Consider the following 19056-nt stretch of genomic DNA (forward strand, 5'->3'; position numbering starts at 1 on the left):
AAACGTGACCTCTGGGGTAAACGACAAACTGCGCACTGGCCTTTGGCGGCGCGGTGGGGTTCAGTCAGGTGATGTATGACGGTGACTCATTCTTTACCCTGACCCTTTGGGGCCGGATCGGGCTGGTGGCGTTGACGGCTGTCTTTTCGCTGGCCGCCCTCGGGATCACCCGCGTGATGACCTATTTTCGCCCCTACATCCTGCGGGTGCCGATCTGGTTCGTTCTGTTCATCACCTTTGTCTGGGCCTCGCCGCAGGGCTATTACACCTATTACCGGCTGATTTTCGACGGGCTGCCCGCGCAATCGGTGCTGGGCCCGATGCCGCCGCCGGACCAGATCCTGGCCCTGCTGACCTTTCGCGCGGCACCGACCCTGTCAGCCCACGGCGTCGGCCTTTTGGGCTGGGCCATGCTGATCGTCGCCCTGCTGCCACGGCGCAAGTCACGCCGCGCTGCAGCGAATTGACAGCGCCACATAATTACCTATACCTCACCTCACACGCAATTTTATTGCTTGATCGATTCACGAGGCTGACATGACCCAAAAAGACCGCCCCTGGCTGATCCGGACCTATGCAGGGCATTCGACCGCTGCGGCGTCCAACGCGCTTTACCGTGCAAACCTTGCCAAGGGTCAGACCGGCCTGTCCGTTGCCTTCGATTTGCCCACGCAGACCGGGTATGACAGCGACCACGTTCTGGCACGTGGCGAAGTCGGCAAGGTCGGCGTGCCCGTCTCGCACCTTGGTGACATGCGCACCCTGTTCGCGGATATCCCGCTGGAGCAAATGAACACCTCGATGACGATCAACGCGACGGCGCCGTGGCTGCTGGCCCTTTATATCGCGGTGGCCAAAGAGCAGGGCGCCGATGTGTCGAAATTGCAGGGCACAGTACAAAACGATTTGATTAAGGAATACCTAAGCCGGGGCACGTATATCTGCCCGCCCGCGCCAAGCCTCAAGATGATCGCGGATGTGGCCGAGTATTGCTATACCAACGTGCCGAAATGGAACCCGATGAACGTGTGTTCCTATCACCTGCAAGAGGCCGGTGCGACGCCAGAACAGGAACTGGCCTTTGCCTTGGCCACGGCGACGGCCGTGCTGGATGCGCTCAAACCCCGCATCGCGCCTGAAGATTTCCCGGCCGTTGTGGGTCGCATTTCCTTCTTTGTGAATGCCGGTATTCGGTTCGTGACCGAGATGTGCAAAATGCGCGCTTTTGTCGATCTCTGGGATGAGATTTGCGAAACGCGATATGGAGTCGCGGACCCGAAATTCCGCCGTTTCCGCTATGGTGTACAGGTCAACTCATTAGGTCTGACCGAACAGCAACCCGAAAACAACGTCTACCGTATTCTCATTGAAATGCTGGCTGTGACCTTGTCGAAAAAGGCCCGCGCCCGCGCCGTGCAATTGCCCGCCTGGAACGAAGCGCTGGGTCTGCCCCGTCCCTGGGATCAGCAATGGTCGATGCGCATGCAGCAGATCATGGCCTTTGAAACCGACGTATTGGAATTCGACGATCTGTTTGATGGCAATCCGGCGGTCGATGCGAAAGTCGAGGCGCTCAAGGACGGCGCGCGACAGGAATTGAGCCAGCTTGATGCAATGGGCGGTGCAATTGCCGCGATTGATTACATGAAGGCGCAATTGGTTACCTCCAATGCCGAACGGCTGGGCCGGATTGAACGCGGTGAAACCGTGGTGGTTGGCGTCAATAAATATCAGGCGGGCGAACCCTCGCCGCTGATGACCGGTGATGGCGGGATCATGGTTGTGGACCCCGCGGTCGAACAGGAACAGATTGACCGGCTGGAGGCATGGCGTGCGTCGCGCGACAGTGCAGAGGTCGCGAACGCGCTGGCCGCGTTGCGCCAAGCGGCGGCGGAGGGGCGCAATGTCATGCCCGCCTCGATCACCTGCGCGCGCGCCGGGGTCACCACGGGCGAGTGGGCCGCGCAAATGCGTGCGGTACATGGCGAATACCGCGGGCCGACCGGTGTGTCGGCCTCGCAATCCAACATGACCGAAGGGCTGGACGAGCTGCGCAGTGCTGTGGATATGGTCAGTGATCGTCTTGGGCGTCGGCTCAAATTTCTCGTCGGAAAACCGGGACTTGATGGCCATTCCAATGGGGCGGAGCAGATCGCTGTGCGTGCGCGCGATTGCGGCATGGACATCGCCTATGAGGGCATCCGCCTGACGCCCGAAGAGATCGTTTCGGCTGCGCGCGAGGACGCCGCACACGTGGTCGGGCTGTCGATCCTGTCGGGCAGTCACATCCCGCTGGTCGAGGACCTGATGCGGCGCATGCAGGCCGAGGGGCTGTCCCATGTGCCGGTGATCGTCGGCGGCATCATCCCGGATGATGATGCTGAACGGCTGCGTATGCTGGGGATCGCGCGGGTCTATACGCCCAAGGACTTTGAGCTGAATACGATCATGTCTGACATCATCACATTGGCTGATCCGAAATCGGTGGCTGCGGAATAACGCACATTTCCGAAAATTCGTGAACCATTGAAACACGAGACGGCACACGTATTGCCTGTGTTTTTCCACTGGCGCACGAATTTATCGCGCGTGCCGAGCAAACAACCGCCGTTGACACAAACTCAATCATTACAGGCCATTGATTTTTCAAACGGAATCGAAAATACGCTCTTTTATCAGAATGAATATCGGAGACCTGAGATGGCGATCAAACTCGAAAAAATGAGTCGTAAAGAACTCGAAACGCTGCGGGCTGATGTCGACAAGGCCATTGTCGCATCGCACAAGAAAGAAAAGAAAGAGGCGCTGGCCGCCGCGCAGAAAGCCGCTGCAGAATTTGGGTTTTCCCTTGAGGAACTGACAGGCAAACGCGCCGGTCGCGCAGCTGCCAAAGGCACCAAGGCCGAAGCGAAATACATGGATCCTGAAAATCCGACCAACACATGGACCGGAAAAGGGCGCCAGCCCAATTGGTTCAAAACGGCAGTGGCAGGCGGCAAAAGCCCCGACGATCTGCTGATCTGAAATGCGGCGATACGAGCGGTGTAACTCACCCTCGTATCGCCCCGGCCTTTTGCGGTAACGTGGCCCGAGTCGTATAAAGATCGGAGCAGCCATGACCGTACATATCGGTGCCAAACCCGGACAAATCGCCCCAACCGTATTGATGCCCGGCGATCCCTATCGCGCGCGGTGGGCGGCAGAGACGTTTCTGGATGGGGCCGAACTGGTCAATGAAGTGCGCGGCATGCTCGGCTTTACCGGGACGTGGCGCGGCAATCCGGTGACCATACAGGGGTCGGGCATGGGCATGCCGTCCCTGTCGATCTATGCCAATGAGCTCATCCGCGACTATGACGCGCAGACCCTGATCCGCATCGGGTCCTGCGGCGGCATGCAGGATCACGTGGCGATCCGCGATGTGATCATCGCGATGACGGCCAGCACCATCACCTCGCCCTCGTCGGGGATATTCCGCGAGTTCAGCTTTGCGCCTTGCGCCGATTACGGCCTGCTGCAGGCTGCGGTGAAGGCCGCTGAGGGCAAAGGCAGCAAGACCCATGTGGGCGGCATCTATTCATCGGATGTGTTCTATTCCGAGCGTCCTGATCTGGACGAGCAGATGATGCGCCATGGCATTCTGGGTGTCGAAATGGAGGCGGCCGAGCTTTACACTCTTGCCGCACGACATGGCCGCCGCGCGCTGGCCGTGCTGACCGTCAGTGACCATTTGCTGACCGGTGAGCTGTTGCCGAGCGAGGACCGCGAGCGGACCTTTGGCGATATGGTCGAGATTGCGTTGGAGGCGGCGTTTTCCTGAGCGCTATTCTCAAATTCACGCTTTAAAACAGCGAGTTATACCCGAATTTCGCCATGCACATGCCGTGCACGATGCGTACACAACCTGTGCACCGATTGTGCACAGGGACCGGGCGGGCCGTTAAGGCTTTCTTTGGAAACGCGGACCCTTTGGCGTGAGTGTGCGCCCTGCCCGTAAACCACGCGTTAACGGATCGGCCGTGCCCTAGCGCCCGTGGGTGCCGTCATAACCGTTGGGGGGCGGGCTGGACCAGCCGTCGAGTGCGCCCCTGGACGGGGCGAAGACTTCGATCTTGAGAGGGTAGCACGGGGCCGTGTCCGAGGAGTGTTCAGAACTGCAATCCCCGCCCGGGCAGGCGCTGATGGCCCCGAGCAGGTCGATCTCGGCAAAGAAGTCGATGTGATCGCCGGGGCGCACCGGGCTCGCCTTCATGAAATACTGGCCTGTATCACGGGTGAATCCCGTGCACATGAAGACGTTGAGCACGTCATGCACAAGGGGTTCCGCTTCGGCCAGGGACAGGCCGGTGTGATCGGCCAGCGCGCGGGTCAGGTTGGAATGGCAGCAATGGTGGTAATGCCCGCCCTGCAGCAGGTTGCCGGTATAGGGATCGCAACGGGTGCCGATGACGTCATGGACCGACCCGCCAAAGGCGTCGATCCCGTACCAGCCGAGCGTGTCGTTGATCACCGTGGCCATGGGGCGCAGGGTGGGCAGGCTGCTCCACATCCGCTCGCCGGTTGTGATATGCGTGCCGTGCAGCGCGCGTGTTTTGCCGGAATAGAACCGCTCGTTCAGATCGTTGGCATTCCACAGGTTCAGATCGCCCACCTGCGGCCCCTCGACGGATGAAATGCGAAAGATGTGGCCTGCGGGCACTTCGAAACAGGCGGCCTCACGGGGTGGGGCCAGCGCCTCGTCGACCTTGACCATCCCGTCGCGGGCGGCAGCGTAGCGCGCCATGTCGGGCTGGGGCAGCGTGTCGGGCGAATAGCAGATCACCGGCGCAATTGCGCGGCGGGCGTCGGCGTCATGTGGGATGTCCAAGGGCGCACCTCATTGCTGAATGGTGCGCCATTGGAGCCTGCATTGGTCGCAACGGCAAGCCGTTAGATGACAACTACATCCAGCGGCGGAAAGCCGTTGAAGCCGATGGTTGCATAGGTGGTGGTGTAGGCCCCGCAGTTGCGGATCACGACCCGGTCCCCGGCCGCAAGGTCAAGCGGCAGGTCCACCATCTTTTTCTCGTAAAGCACATCGGCGCTGTCACAGGACGGGCCCGCCACGATGCAGGGGCCGGTCTGGGCATGGGGCCGGTCGCTGAGGAATTGATAGCGGATCGCCTCGTCCATGGTTTCGGCCAGCCCGGAGAATTTGCCGATGTCGAGATAGACCCAGCGGTGCAGGTCGCGTTTGGATTTGCGCGACACCAGCAGCACCTCGGCGGCGATGGCCCCTGCCTCGGCCACAAGGCCGCGACCAGGTTCGGCCATCACGGTTGGCGCATCGCCAAAACGCGCGCGCACCTGTTCCATCACAGCTGCCCCGTAGCTGGTGGGCGCATCGATTGCTTCGCCGTAGAACGCCGGGAAACCGCCGCCAATGTTCAGCAGATCAAGTGCAAAACCCGCATCGCGCGCCGCGTTCCAGATACCAACCATCTGATCAAGGCACGGCCCCCACATGCTGGCCTGACGGGTCTGGCTGCCCACGTGAAAGCTGATCCCGCGCGGGGTCAGACCCAGCGCGACAGCCAGCCCCATGAGGGCCAGCGCCTTGTCGTGACCACAGCCGAATTTGCGCGACAGCGGCCAGTCGGCCTGCGAGGCATCGACAATCAGGCGGATATAGACATGGGCACCGGGCGCATGCTCGGCGATCTTTTCCAGCTCTTCCTCGGCGTCCGCCGCAAAGAGGGTCAGACCGGCCCCATGCGCAAAGGCAATGTCAGAGGCGCGTTTGATGGTGTTGCCAAAGGAGATGTGGGCGGGATCGGCGCCCAGCGACAGGCAAAGTTCGATCTCGGCCCGCGAAGCGGCGTCAAAATGAGAACCCAGACGCACCAGCCGTTCGATGACCTCACGTTGCGGGTTAGCCTTGACCGCGTAGTGGATATGCGCATCCCCCAGACCTGCGGCCAGCGCGCGATACTGCGCCTCGACGGCGTCGATATCGAGGACAAGTGTGGGCCGTTCGAACTGGTGGTGGGCGATATAGGTTTCCGCACGGTTGGCACGCTGGACGGGTGCTGCGAGAAACTCGGATGTGATGGCATTCATGGGGGCATCTCCAATAGACATGGGCCGATGTGGCCGTGCATTTCCGAAAGGAGACGTTACCGTCGCTGCATCCCCGGACACTCCGGACAGAGGCGCGTGCGTTGGCGTCTATGGGCCGCATATCGGGCCAAATGTGACGTATGGGAAGATAGATTTTTTGCATGGCTGTTACGCCAAAAACGCCGTGGCTTGTTTTGCGTCGGACCCACGAAAAAGCCCCGCCGAAGCGGGGCTGGTTTCTGGTCATTCAGGCCCGGATCAGACAGTCCGTTCGACCATCATTTTCTTGATGTTCGCGATAGCCTCGGCCGGGTTCAGCCCTTTGGGGCATGTCTTGGCGCAGTTCATGATCGTGTGGCAGCGATAAAGCTTGAACGGGTCCTCAAGATCGTCGAGACGCTCGCCTGTTGCCTCATCGCGTGAATCGATGATCCACCGATAGGCGTGCAGTAGCGCAGCTGGCCCGAGGTAGCGATCGCCGTTCCACCAGTAGCTGGGGCACGAGGTCGAGCAGCAGGCGCACATCACGCATTCATAAAGCCCGTCCAGCTTTTCCCGGTCGTCAATCGACTGGCGCCATTCCTTGGCCGGAGCGTTGGTCTTGGTTTCCAGCCACGGCATGATCGAGGCATGCTGGGCGTAGAAGTGCGTCAGATCCGGGATCAGGTCCTTGACCACCGGCATGTGCGGCAGGGGGTAGATTTTGACGTCCCCCTGCACCTCGTCCATGCCGTAGATGCAGGCCAGCGTGTTGATCCCGTCGATGTTCATCGCACAAGACCCGCAGATCCCCTCGCGGCAGGAGCGGCGGAAGGTCAACGTCGGGTCGATCTCGTTCTTGATCTTGATCAGCGCGTCCAGGATCATCGGCCCGCAGGTGTCCATGTCGACAAAGTAGTTGTCCACTTGCGGGTTTTTGCCGTCATCCGGGTTCCAGCGATAGATGCTGAACTTGCGCACGTTGGTGGCGCCCTCGGGCTTGGGCCATGTCTTGCCCGTCTGGATGCGGGAGTTCTTGGGAAGCGTCAGTTGAACCATTGGGTGATCCTTTCAAGAGACGGGGCCGTGATAGGGCGCGCGCGGGTGCGGGCGCAATTGGTCATGGTGCCACACAAAGCCGGGTGCCGCCGCTGAACACGCCGCCGCGGCGGCTGCAGCCGACATGGATGGCCGCCTTGGGGTCGACAGGCGTGGCCGAGGCTGCTGCAACACAGGCCCGGTGGCGCCGATTGACGCCGCGCACCCCGGTGATGGTCCCTGCCGCGCCGCCGATGGCTGATGCGGTATAGGGTTCGCCGAGGACGGCAATGATTCCCACGGTGGCGATGACGCCGGTGGTGATATTCTGTCTGCGGATTCGGTCACATTCCGCGATGGAGGTTGTTCCGGCCCGCGGTGCCACTGCTGCCACTGCCGCGGTGCCCTGCTTGGTGCCGTATTGCACGGCATAGGCGTCTTTCAGGCAGTCATTGATGCTGGCCGCCCCTGCTTTGGTGCCGCCATCGCCGGGCAGAACATGGGGGATGCCGGGCGCGTTGGAGATGTTGTAATTGCCCGGCGCGTGGGTGCTGGCCGCACATTTCTGTGCTGCAAGGCGAGGCGCGTCGGCCATCGCAAAAGTGACCGAAAGGGTGAACACGGCCAACGCCGCTGAAAGAGTCCGCACTATCATTTATCCGTCATATCCTCTGCTCTGATCTGTCGTTGAATGGGGTGTCATTATCTGTGCCTATCCCGTGCCCAGCGCGCTGACGCCTGCGCGCACGACGCATTGCTGCGTTTCGGGCCGTTCCAGCACGGTGCGCACAAGTGCTGCGGTCGTATCGGAGACGCCGATCACCGCGTCGCGGGCAAATGTGCCGATCTCGCGGGCCGAGGAATTGTCGATCACGCAGTCGGTAAAGGGGGTGATGAGCGCCTTGGGCACCACGGGAAAGCGGGTGGCGACAATTTCGGACACGGCCAGCTTGGCGCTGCGCCGCGCCGCCTCGTCCACGGCCTGGGTGGCATCATCGCAGGCCGTCACGGCCATCAGGGCGCACAGGGCCAGCGTTGTTCGGATCATCATGGCAACGTCACCTTTGCAGTTGCGGTATCAAGCAGACCGGAGAGCCGTTCGGCGTCATTTGGAAACACCTCGGCCAGCCGCACCATGAAACCGAGATCGCGCGCCGCTGTCCAGAGCACCAGTTGGTATTCGAGGTCCTGCGCCATCTGCGCGGCGCGTTCGTCGGTGGCCAGCGCGGTTGCCTCTGCCGATTTGCCCTGAAAGGACGACCCGCCGCCATAGCGTTGCACCGCCCCCAGCCCCAGATCGCGCCCGGGCAGGTCCAGCCGGTCAAGGGCTGCGCGGCGGTAGCCTTCGTCCTCTTTCCAGCGGTCGTAACAGACCGCCACAACGTCTGCCTCACGCACGCGGCCCAGCATTTCGCCATAGGTGCGCATCGCCTGCATCATCACCCGCATCCGCTCAAGCGGCCCGTAGCCCTTGTTGCCCTGGATCTTGCGCAACAGCGACGCGGCCCAGTGCAGAAAGCTGCGATAGATGATCACGCAGGTTTCGGGCGCCTCAAACAGCGGAGACCGCTTGGACGACGGCATCGTGTCTTCGTAGCTGACAAGGGTGAACGGAGTCGGCCCGGCGGCGCGCAGCTTGTCCGCCTCGGTGTCGAGATTCAATTCGCGCCCATCCTGATACGTCGCCACCCCGCGCGCCGTTTTCAGCGGATCGCGGTTCGGCTTGCAGTTGTTCATGAACAGCCCGGTCCCGGCGGGCGCGTTGCGCATCATCCAGTCGATCACCGCATGATTGCCCGACCGCCGCATCCCATAGACCCGCAGCACCTGCGCAGGGGCAAGTGCCGTCGGGGTCTGGATACTGAGGCTTTGGGACATGCGGGCTTAGTACACCCGCGCCTTTGGGGCGATCTTTTTCAGATCGATCCCGCCGTCATTGTGGCTGGTCAGCGGGTTCAGATGCACACCGCGAAAGCCCAGGGACGCCGCGTTGCCTTCAAACCAGATCAGCGAGTGTTTGCGCCAATTTTTGTCGTCGCGGTCGGGATAATCCTCGTGGGCATGCGCCCCGCGGCTTTCCTTGCGCGCAGCGGCGGCGGTGATGGTGGCCACGGCGTTGGGCATGAGGTTGGTCAGCTCCAGCGTTTCCATCAAATCCGAGTTCCAGACCAGCGAGGTGTCGGTGACCTTGAGGTCGGACTGCTTGGCGGCCACGTCCTTCATCTTTTCCTCGCCTTCGGTCAGCGTCTTGTCGGTGCGGAAGACGGCGGCGTCGGCCTGCATGGTTTTCTGCATCTCAAGGCGCAACTCGGCGGTGGGCACGTGGCCCTTGGCATAGCGCAGCCCGTCAAATCGGCTGAACGCAGCGTCGATCGAACGTTGGTTGGGTGTCGGAACAGGCGTTTTCGGGTCCACGATTTCAGCGGCCCGGATGGCCGCTGCCCGCCCAAAGACCACAAGGTCGATCAGCGAGTTGGACCCGAGCCGGTTGGCCCCGTGCACGGAGGCGCAGCCCGCCTCGCCCACGGCCATCAGACCGGGCGAGATGTTGTCGGGCTTGTCCTTGGTGGGGGCCAGCACTTCGCCCCAGTAATTCGTCGGAATGCCGCCCATGTTGTAGTGCACGGTGGGCAGGACCGGGATCGGCTCCTTGGTCAGATCCACGCCGGCAAAGATGCGCGCGCTTTCGGTGATGCCCGGCAGGCGCAGGTCCAGCGTTTCCTTGGGCAGATGGTTGAGGTGCAGGTGGATGTGGTCGTTGTTTTCGCCCACCCCGCGCCCTTCGCGGATTTCCAGCGTCATGCAGCGGGACACAACATCCCGGCTGGCCAGGTCCTTGTAGGTTGGCGCGTAGCGTTCCATGAACCGCTCGCCTTCGGAGTTGGTGAGATACCCACCCTCGCCGCGCGCCCCTTCGGTGATCAGGGTGCCCGCGCCGTAGATGCCGGTGGGGTGGAATTGCACGAATTCCATATCCTGCAATGGCAGGCCTGCGCGCGCCGTCATCCCGCCGCCGTCACCGGTGCACGTATGCGCGGATGTGGCCGAGAAATAGGCGCGGCCATAGCCGCCCGTGGCCAGCACCACCATCTTGGCGGAGAACAGGTGCATGGTGCCGTCATCGAGTTTCCAGCACAGCACACCCTGACACACGCCATCTTCGGACATGATCAGGTCGATGGCGAAGTATTCGATGTAGAATTCGGCGTTGTTCTTGAGGCTTTGCCCATAGAGTGTGTGCAGGATCGCGTGGCCGGTCCGGTCAGCGGCAGCGCAGGTGCGCTGCACGGGGGGACCTTCGCCAAATTCGGTGGTATGGCCGCCAAAGGGGCGCTGATAAATCTTGCCCTCTTCGGTGCGCGAGAACGGCACGCCGTAATGTTCCAGTTCGTAAACCGCCTTGGGCGCTTCGCGGGCGAGGTATTCCATCGCGTCCGTGTCGCCCAGCCAGTCGGAGCCCTTGACGGTGTCATACATGTGCCACTGCCAGTTGTCGGGGCCCATGTTGCTGAGGGATGCGGCGATACCGCCCTGTGCGGCCACGGTGTGGGAGCGCGTCGGGAACACCTTGGTCACGCACGCGGTGCGCAGCCCCTGTTCGGCCATGCCGAGCGTGGCGCGCAGGCCCGCGCCGCCGGCGCCGACCACCACAACATCATATTCATGCGTCTCGTAATCGTATGCAGCCATTTTGGCCTCCTAATTCAAAGCGCCAGGCGCGCGATGGCGAAAAGCCCGGTCGCGGCGGCAGCGTAGCTGAGGCAGATCATCGCGAGGATGAGCACCTTTTGCATTGTTCCGTGCACGTAGTCTTCGATCAGCACCTGCACACCGTCCTTGAAGTGCATGAAGGTGACCACGATGGTCAGCGCGGCCACAAGTGCCGGGAAGGGACGCGCGAAATAGGCGGTGACCTCAGCATGCGGTTCGCCCAGCATCGGGCCGAAGGTGAAGACGAAAAGCGGGATCAGGAACAGCAGCGCGAAGGAGCTGACCTTCATCGCCCAGAAATGGGCCGTCCCCGTCTTGGCCGATCCGAGGCCCATGGCGCGTTTGCGGTCTGTGAGATATCGCATGTCTCGCCCCCTTATATCGCGATGAGCGTGATGATGGTCAGAACAACCGAGCCGCCCAGAACGGCGTATCCCATCTTTTCCGCCGTTTCGATGTCGAGCCCGATCGCATTGTCCCAGATCAGGTGCCGCACGCCCGCAAGCGTATGATACCAAAGCCCCAAGAGCGACAGCGCCATCACGATATCCCCGAAAAAGCTGGTCAGCACCCCGTCGGCGCGGGCGAAGGCTTCGGGCGAGGTCGAGGCCGCAAGAAACCACCACACCACCAGAAGTGCCGAGATCAGGAGCGCGTTGCCGGTGATCCGCGTCAGGATCGATGTCATCGAGGTCAGCTGCGGACGATATATCGACAGGTGGGGCGAGAGGGGGCGGTTGCCCCGGTTGACGTCGGCCATGTTGCGTCCTTTTTTTCGTTCGTTGACACTTGATAACGCATTCTGTGCGGGAGTCACGTACTGCGCGATATGTTATGGCGTGGTTAATTGGCGCAATGCTCGGGTTTTTCCATGTTGTGATCACACGAGAAATGGCTGTGATCACGAAACCGCTTCATTTCGCGACAGATGTCACCTGTCGCGTGGTTTCCCGCTGCAGTTTGCGTCTGATCTGTTCGGGGTAATCCGCGAATCCATTGGCCGTGACCACAAAGGCGCCCGGCCCGGTGATCAGGTTTTCAAAGAAGTAGGCGGTGAGGTCGGCATCGTCGGTTTCGATGGCGATGGCGTTCACGGTGATTTCCGCGTCCCGCAGCACAGGGCGCTGTGTTGCCGGTTCGATCCCTTCGTTTGATTCGCCATCGCCCGAGACGTCGATCACCTTGCGCGTGCAGTGACTGACCGCGCCAAAAGCGTCGCGCGCCACTTCAAGCGCCTCGCCGACGGCGGTCGAGAAGTTGCGCCAGATCCGTTGGTCAGTCTCGATCGTGTCGGCCAGTGTGAGCACATCCGCGTAGGTCCGCATTTGCGTCCAGGGCACGGTCTGGCGTTGCCGCGAAGAGCCTGTCCACTGGATCAGCGTGACCAGCGCCTGTTGTTCCACCAGTGCGTCGGCAACGCTGCCGTCCCGAAGGGCTGCGGCCATCCCGTCCATCTGAATGCGGTATTCCTGATTGTCGACCGAGCCCGAGACATCCACCGCCAGCACCAGCGCCAGCTCGCAGGCAAAGGCCTGGACCGGAGAGAGGAGCGCAAGAGACAGGGTGCAGAAACGGAACATGGGGCGAGCGTAGCAGAGCGGGTCGGACATGCATCTGAAATGTCGGTGAAGCATGTGGGACATGTCTGTGCCAGTTTGGAACAGCGCGTGGCGGATTCGTCTTGTGCATCCCACCCGGCCGCACCTTTATGGCGTTCGGCCAAGCTGTCGGCAGCAATGCCGGGATAGAACGTCCCGAGTTCAGGTCCTGCTGGTCAAGAGCCGCAGCCCTGCAAGTGCGAAGAATGTGCCCAAGACCGCTTGAATGCCCCGCCGAGCTTTCCCGTAGACGCGCACCATCACGGGCGTTGAGAACGTAACCGCGTAGAGAAGGTGGATGAGGATCGACAGAGCAAAAGTCCCCAACACGATCACCGCCCCAACCCAAAGCGGCGCACCTTTCTGCAAGCCCAATGAGATGATTGCGATCCAAGCAAGTGCCGCCTTGGGGTTCGTCATCTGAATAATGTAGCCGCGTTGAAAATAGCCAAACGGCGTGCGACGGCCTCCGGCCAGCTCTTTCGCCTCGATATCGTGCCTGGACGCTGCGGACTTGAAGGACTTGTAGGCCAGCCACAGCAGGTAAAGTCCGCCGAAAATCTTGATCACAAGCAATGCCGAGGCATATGTCGCCAGGATTGCCGACAGGCCAAAAACCGTGAGCAGTGCCCAGGTGAATGAGCCGGTGGCAACCCCCATGGCAAGCGCCATGCCCGATGCGCGATTTACGCTCATCGACGTGCCAATGACGGCGAGGATGTTCGGACCGGGACTGGCGATGGCAAGCAGGAACGCCGAATACGCAAGAAGGATACCGGGGAGATAGAGGGATACATCTTGCATGGTTCGACCTTTCGCAATGCTGATTTGTTCTCACAATGTTCCAAGACGTCTCTTCTGGCAACTCATTTTGTTTTTGCGGGAGCAGGCCTTCGCTCACTGCCGGTGATTGCTCGGTTTTTCCCGCAATGCCGCCCTTGGCGCGCCTTGGAAATCCAGCCTCCCCGCTACGCGTCACAAACACTAGGCGGGTCATCGACGGCCCGTGGGGTGGCGATCAGAGCTGCCCGCTACCGCACGTTATGGCAGCAAGGTACTTCTTCCCGTTCAACTGTTCGCCCAGGGTATCATATCGCCATCCCGTCATGCCAAAGGCATGCAGACCTGTTATTGGCGCACCTGCGGTGCGACGGGACGGGCTGGCCCCTCTCGGCAGATTTGAGCGGGGCCAAATCGCCTGTCGGGCAATGGAATGCCCGGCGCCTTCGGCTTGAGTCCGGGTCAGACAGCGCGGTCTTCGGACGGCAATTGGTCCCGACAGCCTGTATCCAACGGCTCTATTCAGGAATCAGCGCCCAGTAATCCAGATCAAGCAGCACATCGGGCAGGTATTTGCCGTCATCCCCGCGCAGGCCAAACGCGGCGCCGCCGCGCGTTGCCACCAGCCGCAGGCGGATCGCGCCCACGCCAGGGGCGGAGGTTTCCGCGGTGTCCAGCACTTCGCTCCACGCGCGGATCGTGTCGCCCGCGAGGCAGGGATTGGCATGTGCGCCCGCGTTCAGCCCCACCACCATCTGCGCATTGGCCAGCCCGTTGAAGGACAGCGCCCGCGCCATGGAAATCACGTGCCCGCCATAGATCAGACGCGACCCGTCGGGCCGGGCGGAGGTGTCGAAATGCACTTTGGCCGTATTCTGCCACAGGCGGGTGGCCATCATGTGTTCGGCCTCTTCGATCGTGACGCCATCCACATGGTCGATCTGTTCACCGATGGAATAGTCGCGCAGACGGTGCGGTTCGCCCGCGAGGGCAAAGTCGTAAGTGTCGAAACTCAGCCCCTCGGGCACGACAAGGGTGTCGGGACCCACGACAGACGCCAGTTCGGGCACAACCTTCTCGGGTGCGGGGGCATCCACATCCCCTTTGCGCACCATCACCCAGCGCACATAGTCGAGCACCGCGACCCCGTGCTGATTGCGTCCGGTGGTGCGCACCCAGACCACGCCGGTCTTGCCGTTGGAGTTCTGCTTGACCCCGATCACCTCTGATTGCGAGGTCAGCGTGTCGCCCGGCCAGACGGGGGCCAGCCAGCGCCCCTCGGCGTAGCCAAGGTTGGCCACCGCGTTCAGAGATACGTCCGGCACGGTTTTTCCAAAAACCGTATGAAAGGCGATCATATCGTCCAGAGGCGAAGCGGCGAGCCCGCAGCCTTGCGCAAAGCTGTCCGAGGAATAGAGCGCGTGGCGCGCCGGATAGAGCGCATGATAGAGCGCGCGTTCGCCTTGCCCGACGGTGCGCGGCACCGCGTGGATCAGCACATCGCCGACATGGTAATCCTCGAAAAACCGGCCCTGATTGGTCTTGCCCATTTTCACTGCGCCCCCAGTTTGATGTCGGGGGTGTAGGTGCCCTCGACCTCTTTGGTCACCGCCTGTCCGCAGCGCATGACCCCTGCGGCGTGATCCCATGTCTGGGTCGGGCTGCCATGCAGCGCCCAGCCCTTGTTCAGCGCCTCGGTGACCTTGTGGCAAAAGGCGGACGTGTCTTCTTCGGACAAAAATCGGTATAGTTTCATGTGCTTAACTCGGGAACGGCCAGACGCCCAGCCAGCTGTGGATCATGCCGATGATGCCCAGAAGGATGACGGAGCCGAAGAGGAACATACCGTCCTTGGCATAGCTGCCTGCGGGCCCCGGCTGCCAGTCTGGCTCGGCCGCGTTGACAACGCGCGCGGTCAGGATCGCCCAGATCAGCAAGCCGCCAAACAGGATGAGCGAGGCCAGATCGCCGTTCACCAGCAGGTGCGCCACCGCCCAGATGGAAAAGCCCGTCAGCATCGGGTGCCGCATGCCCGCGATCAGCTTGCCCCGTTTCGGCGCGGGGCTGAGCATGTAGATCGCGATGATCATCAGCGTATTGTTGATGTGCACCATGAAGGATGGCGGCGACCAGATGGTGATGAAATCGGTGCCCCGATAGCCAATCACCATCAACACGATGCCGATGCCGATGGCGGCTGCGACCACCCCTTTGCCCGGATCGCCCATCGCCGCCCGCCGCGCCGGGGCAACCCGTTTGAACAGATGCGCCGCCCACCACAGGCCCACGCCCAAAAGCAGAATGATCCAGTGCATACCCTATCCTTCCATCATGGCTGCGATTGCGTCGGCCTTGGCCAGCGTTTCGCGTGCGCTCACGATGTGCAGATTTTCGACGATCCGTCCATCGACCACGGCGACACCTTGCCCAGAGGCCTCGGCCGCCTCGAAGGCGTCAATCTGGCGGCGGGCGAGGTCTACGTCGGTGTCAGAGGGGGAAAAGGCCGCATTGGCGATGTCGATCTGGGCCGGGTGGATCAGCGTCTTGCCGTCAAAGCCCATGTCGCGCCCCTGTGCGCATTCGGCCTGCAGACCGGCCTCGTCCTTGAAGGCGTTGTAGACCCCGTCGATGATGGCCAGCCCGTGCGCCTTGGCCGCCAGCAGGCATAGGCCGAGGCCCGTTTGCAGCGGCAGCCGGTCGTCGCGGTGCCGGGTCTGGAGTTCCTTGGCCAGATCGTTGGTGCCCATGACCATGCCTGACAGCTGTGGATGGGTGGCGATTTGTGGCGCGTTGAGCATGCCCAGCGCGGTTTCCATCATCGCCCAAAGCGGCGTGTCGCCAGTGATGGCGGTAAGGCCGTCCAGATCATCGGTGTGCGAGACCTTGGGCAGCAGGATGGCGTCGGCGCCCATGGCAACAGCCGCCTGCGCGTCCGCGGTGCCCCAGTCGGTGTCGAGCCCGTTGATGCGCACGATTTTCATGCGCCCGCCATATCCGCCCTCTTTGAGTGCCTCCGCGAGCGTGCCGCGCGCGACCTCTTTTTCATCCGGGGACACCGCGTCTTCGAGGTCGAAGATGATAGCATCGACAGGTAGGCTGCGCGCCTTGTCCAGCGCGCGGGGTTTGGAGCCGGGGATGTACAGAACAGAGCGTAGTGGGCGGGCGATGGCCATCGAAACCTCCGTAGGGTCATAATGTTGCGCGGGCAGCCGCAGTTTTTTGTCAGATAGTTCAAGGAGCGTCGCGCTGCAACGCAGAAAGTTACACACGGATTACGATTACGATTCAAATTGAAACAACGACCGTGCGGGCCATTAACCATTAATTCAGAGCATGGGCGCACCCTGCATGCATTCCGACATCTCCGGGAGGGCCGTTTCAGCTGGGCCGCTGAACACTTTTGCGGAAAATGAGAGAACGCGGAATGTGATATGAACCGGGGCCGCCCGGTCATCACCGGGCAGTCCGGTTGGGCCAGATGACCAGAGGTGACGCCTTCCATTGTGAAAGGCTGAACAAAATGAAACGGAAAACGACTTTGATGACGATGGGTGCACTCGTCACTGCCGCTGCGCTGAACCTTGTGACAACGACACTGGCCGCGGCCCAGCAGAACCGGAATTGCGGTCCGCGCGACCTTGTGGTGAACCGGTTGGCCGAAGGCTACGGCGAAACCCGCCAGTCCATGGGGCTGGGCGCCAACAATGCGGTGATCGAGGTGTTTGCCTCTGAAGAATCCGGGTCGTGGACCATCACCGTGACCTCACCGAACGGCATGACCTGCCTGATTGCCAGCGGTCAGGCCTTTGAAGAACTGGCCGAGGCGCTGCCTGCCAAAGGCAACGACGCCTGAGCAAACCACCACGGACCCAACTGGCCCGTAAGGCGCACCCTTTGGTGCGCCTTTTTCATGTGCGCGGCCGGGCCGGTCAGGTCAGCCCGTCCCAGATCAGTTTGGTCCCAGTCATGATCAACAGCACGTAAGTCAGCAGGAAAAAGGCGCGCTCCGGCACCAGGTGATGCGCCTTGACCCCCAGCCACGTGCCCAAAAGCGCAAAGGGCGCAAGCGCCAGATTGGCCGTGAAGGTCTGCAGCGTGAACATCCCCAGAAAGGCATAAGGCACGAATTTGAACACGTTCACAGCCGTAAAGATCAGCACTGTATTGGCCTGATAGGCCGTCTTGCCCAGCTTGAGCGACAACAGATACACCGCCGCCGGCGGCCCGCCAGCATGGCTGACAAAGCTGGTGAACCCGGCCACCGCCCCGGTCAGCAGGCCGACCCATCCCGGCAGCGCCTGTTCGGCCATGCGCACCCAACCCCGCGCCCGGCTGACCTGCCAGATCACAAACGCGATCGAGATGACACCGATCAGAACCCGAAACACGTCGCCATCCGTGCGCGCAAAAAGCCATGCCCCGAGTGCGACGCCCGGTAACCCTCCGATAATCATGCGCCCGGATATGGCCCAGTCCCATTTGCCCCAATAGGGGCGCAAGGCCGCGGCATCCATCAGCATCAGCAAGGGCAGCGTGACGCCCAGCGCGATGCCCGGTTCCAGCACCAGCGCCAGAATCGATGTGGCCGCAAAGGCCGCGCCCGAACCAAACCCGCCCTTGGAAATCCCGGCAAAGACGATCGCGGGGGCGGCGATGGCAAAAAACCAGATATCCAGCTGCAACATGTCCTGCCCCGTCGAAAAAACCCGCCTTCCCCACCCTTTAGCCCAAGGCGTTGCGCCCTGCCAGCGATCACGAATGTCCGTGCCGCAGCGCAGCACACTTGCACGGCGCGTCCATGCGCGTTAGGCACCGCGCCAACGAAAACCCCTAGTGCGGAGAATTTCACAAATGGCCAGACCCAAGATTGCCCTGATCGGCGCCGGTCAGATTGGCGGCACCCTTGCCCACCTCGCAGCGATAAAAGAGCTGGGCGATGTGGTCCTGTTCGACATTTCCGAAGGCACGCCCGAAGGCAAAGCCCTCGACATCGCGGAATCCGGCCCCTCCGAAGGGTTCGACGCCAAGATGAGCGGCACGCAATCCTATGCGGACATTGCGGGCGCGGATGTGTGCATCGTCACCGCCGGTGTGCCCCGTAAGCCGGGCATGAGCCGCGATGACCTGTTGGGCATCAACCTCAAGGTCATGAAATCCGTCGGCGAAGGCATCCGCGATCACGCGCCCAACGCCTTTGTCATCTGCATCACCAACCCGCTGGACGCGATGGTCTGGGCCTTGCGCGAATTCTCGGGTCTGCCCCATGAAAAGGTCTGCGGCATGGCCGGTGTGCTGGACAGCGCCCGTTTCCGCCACTTCCTCGCCGAAGAGTTCGGCGTGTCGATGCGTGATGTCACCGCCTTTGTTCTGGGCGGCCACGGCGACACCATGGTCCCGCTGACCCGCTATTCGACTGTGGCCGGTATCCCCCTGCCCGACCTCGTCAAGATGGGCTGGACCAGCCAGGAGAAACTGGATGCCATCGTGCAGCGGACCCGTGATGGTGGTGCGGAAATCGTTGGCCTGCTGAAGACCGGCTCGGCCTTCTATGCGCCCGCGACCTCTGCCATCGAAATGGCCGAAGCCTTCCTCAAGGATCAGAAACGCGTGCTGCCTTGCGCCGCTTACGTGGACGGGGCCCTTGGCCTCAAGGGCATGTATGTGGGTGTGCCCACCGTGATCGGCGCCGGTGGCGTGGAAAAGGTGATCGACATCCAGATGACCAAGGACGAGCAGGCGATGTTCGACAGCTCGGTTGCCGCCGTCAAGGGTCTGGTCGAGGCCTGCAAGGGCATTGACGACAGCCTGACCTGATCCGACCCCTTTTTCGTGATTTTTCTGGCCGGGCGCA

At 61.8% G+C, this 19056-nt stretch carries 22 protein-coding genes; 6 read left to right on the forward strand and 16 right to left on the reverse strand.

Going from position 1 to position 19056, the window contains the following annotated elements:
* Window positions 1–71 precede the first annotated feature (71 nt).
* From Q1A89_RS08575 to deoD, 4 genes are all read left to right on the forward strand, one after another.
* Window positions 72–467 carry a hypothetical protein gene (locus Q1A89_RS08575; RefSeq protein ID WP_299726302.1) on the forward strand — a complete coding sequence of 132 codons (396 nt, stop codon included), beginning with the start codon at window positions 72–74 and terminating at the stop codon, window positions 465–467.
* Window positions 468–537: 70 nt separating this feature from the next.
* Window positions 538–2499 (forward strand): protein meaA, encoded by a 1962-nt coding sequence (locus Q1A89_RS08580; protein ID WP_299726305.1) that lies wholly within the window; start codon window positions 538–540, stop codon window positions 2497–2499.
* Window positions 2500–2526: 27 nt separating this feature from the next.
* Window positions 2527–3024 (forward strand): H-NS histone family protein, encoded by a 498-nt coding sequence (locus tag Q1A89_RS08585; protein WP_366524463.1) that lies wholly within the window; start codon window positions 2527–2529, stop codon window positions 3022–3024.
* A 91-nt stretch (window positions 3025–3115) separates the two neighbouring features.
* Window positions 3116–3820 carry a purine-nucleoside phosphorylase gene (gene deoD, locus Q1A89_RS08590; RefSeq protein WP_299726308.1) on the forward strand — a complete coding sequence of 235 codons (705 nt, stop codon included), beginning with the start codon at window positions 3116–3118 and terminating at the stop codon, window positions 3818–3820.
* 204 nt (window positions 3821–4024) lie between these two features.
* On the opposite strand, the gene Q1A89_RS08595 is transcribed toward deoD, so the two are convergent.
* From Q1A89_RS08595 to Q1A89_RS08665, 15 genes are all read right to left on the reverse strand, one after another.
* A complete protein-coding gene (locus tag Q1A89_RS08595; RefSeq protein WP_299726311.1) occupies window positions 4025–4867 on the reverse strand; it encodes a DUF1989 domain-containing protein in 843 nt (280 codons plus the stop codon).
* 62 nt (window positions 4868–4929) lie between these two features.
* On the reverse strand, window positions 4930–6099 hold the full coding sequence (locus Q1A89_RS08600) for a type III PLP-dependent enzyme (protein WP_299726314.1): 1170 nt from the start codon (window positions 6097–6099) through the stop codon (window positions 4930–4932).
* A gap of 258 nt (window positions 6100–6357) precedes the next feature.
* Window positions 6358–7137: a succinate dehydrogenase iron-sulfur subunit gene (locus Q1A89_RS08605; RefSeq protein WP_299726317.1), complete on the reverse strand. Its 780-nt coding sequence runs from the start codon at window positions 7135–7137 to the stop codon at window positions 6358–6360.
* Window positions 7138–7198: 61 nt separating this feature from the next.
* Window positions 7199–7765 (reverse strand): hypothetical protein, encoded by a 567-nt coding sequence (locus Q1A89_RS08610; protein ID WP_299726320.1) that lies wholly within the window; start codon window positions 7763–7765, stop codon window positions 7199–7201.
* A 63-nt stretch (window positions 7766–7828) separates the two neighbouring features.
* Complete coding sequence (locus Q1A89_RS08615) at window positions 7829–8167, reverse strand: hypothetical protein (RefSeq protein ID WP_299726323.1); 339 nt, start codon at window positions 8165–8167, stop codon at window positions 7829–7831.
* Entirely contained in the window at window positions 8164–8994 is an 831-nt protein-coding gene (locus tag Q1A89_RS08620) for a hypothetical protein (RefSeq protein ID WP_299726326.1), read from the reverse strand. Before Q1A89_RS08620 ends, Q1A89_RS08615 begins: the two co-directional genes overlap by 4 nt.
* A gap of 6 nt (window positions 8995–9000) precedes the next feature.
* A complete protein-coding gene (sdhA, locus tag Q1A89_RS08625) occupies window positions 9001–10806 on the reverse strand; it encodes a succinate dehydrogenase flavoprotein subunit (protein ID WP_299726329.1) in 1806 nt (601 codons plus the stop codon).
* A gap of 14 nt (window positions 10807–10820) precedes the next feature.
* Window positions 10821–11192: a succinate dehydrogenase, hydrophobic membrane anchor protein gene (gene sdhD / locus Q1A89_RS08630; protein ID WP_299726332.1), complete on the reverse strand. Its 372-nt coding sequence runs from the start codon at window positions 11190–11192 to the stop codon at window positions 10821–10823.
* 11 nt (window positions 11193–11203) lie between these two features.
* Window positions 11204–11587 carry a succinate dehydrogenase, cytochrome b556 subunit gene (gene sdhC / locus Q1A89_RS08635; protein ID WP_299726335.1) on the reverse strand — a complete coding sequence of 128 codons (384 nt, stop codon included), beginning with the start codon at window positions 11585–11587 and terminating at the stop codon, window positions 11204–11206.
* 154 nt (window positions 11588–11741) lie between these two features.
* Window positions 11742–12407, reverse strand: a complete 666-nt coding sequence (locus Q1A89_RS08640; RefSeq protein WP_299726338.1) for a DUF1194 domain-containing protein — start codon at window positions 12405–12407, stop codon at window positions 11742–11744.
* Between the two features lie 180 nt (window positions 12408–12587).
* Window positions 12588–13229 carry a LysE family translocator gene (locus Q1A89_RS08645; RefSeq protein ID WP_299726341.1) on the reverse strand — a complete coding sequence of 214 codons (642 nt, stop codon included), beginning with the start codon at window positions 13227–13229 and terminating at the stop codon, window positions 12588–12590.
* Between the two features lie 494 nt (window positions 13230–13723).
* Window positions 13724–14755: a MaoC family dehydratase gene (locus Q1A89_RS08650; protein WP_299726344.1), complete on the reverse strand. Its 1032-nt coding sequence runs from the start codon at window positions 14753–14755 to the stop codon at window positions 13724–13726.
* A gap of 2 nt (window positions 14756–14757) precedes the next feature.
* On the reverse strand, window positions 14758–14961 hold the full coding sequence (locus Q1A89_RS08655; protein WP_299726347.1) for a DUF1737 domain-containing protein: 204 nt from the start codon (window positions 14959–14961) through the stop codon (window positions 14758–14760).
* 4 nt (window positions 14962–14965) lie between these two features.
* Window positions 14966–15520, reverse strand: coding sequence for an NnrU family protein (locus tag Q1A89_RS08660; RefSeq protein ID WP_299726350.1), 555 nt, complete (start codon window positions 15518–15520; stop codon window positions 14966–14968).
* Window positions 15521–15523: 3 nt separating this feature from the next.
* Window positions 15524–16378 (reverse strand): CoA ester lyase, encoded by an 855-nt coding sequence (locus Q1A89_RS08665; RefSeq protein WP_299726353.1) that lies wholly within the window; start codon window positions 16376–16378, stop codon window positions 15524–15526.
* Between the two features lie 347 nt (window positions 16379–16725).
* Between Q1A89_RS08665 and Q1A89_RS08670 the strand changes: the two genes are divergently transcribed.
* Window positions 16726–17058, forward strand: coding sequence for a hypothetical protein (locus Q1A89_RS08670; RefSeq protein WP_299726356.1), 333 nt, complete (start codon window positions 16726–16728; stop codon window positions 17056–17058).
* A gap of 76 nt (window positions 17059–17134) precedes the next feature.
* Here Q1A89_RS08670 and Q1A89_RS08675 read toward each other — a convergent pair whose 3' ends face one another.
* Window positions 17135–17890 (reverse strand): sulfite exporter TauE/SafE family protein, encoded by a 756-nt coding sequence (locus Q1A89_RS08675; RefSeq protein WP_299726359.1) that lies wholly within the window; start codon window positions 17888–17890, stop codon window positions 17135–17137.
* Between the two features lie 166 nt (window positions 17891–18056).
* Here Q1A89_RS08675 and mdh point away from each other — a divergent pair, with 166 nt between their 5' ends.
* The gene (mdh, locus tag Q1A89_RS08680) at window positions 18057–19019 is read left to right on the forward strand and encodes a malate dehydrogenase (protein ID WP_299726363.1); all 963 of its coding nucleotides are present in this window, start codon (window positions 18057–18059) and stop codon (window positions 19017–19019) included.
* The last annotated feature ends 37 nt before the right edge of the window (window positions 19020–19056 follow it).

Origin of the sequence: uncultured Tateyamaria sp., from assembly GCF_947503045.1 — a bacterium.
Lineage (GTDB): Bacteria > Pseudomonadota > Alphaproteobacteria > Rhodobacterales > Rhodobacteraceae > Tateyamaria.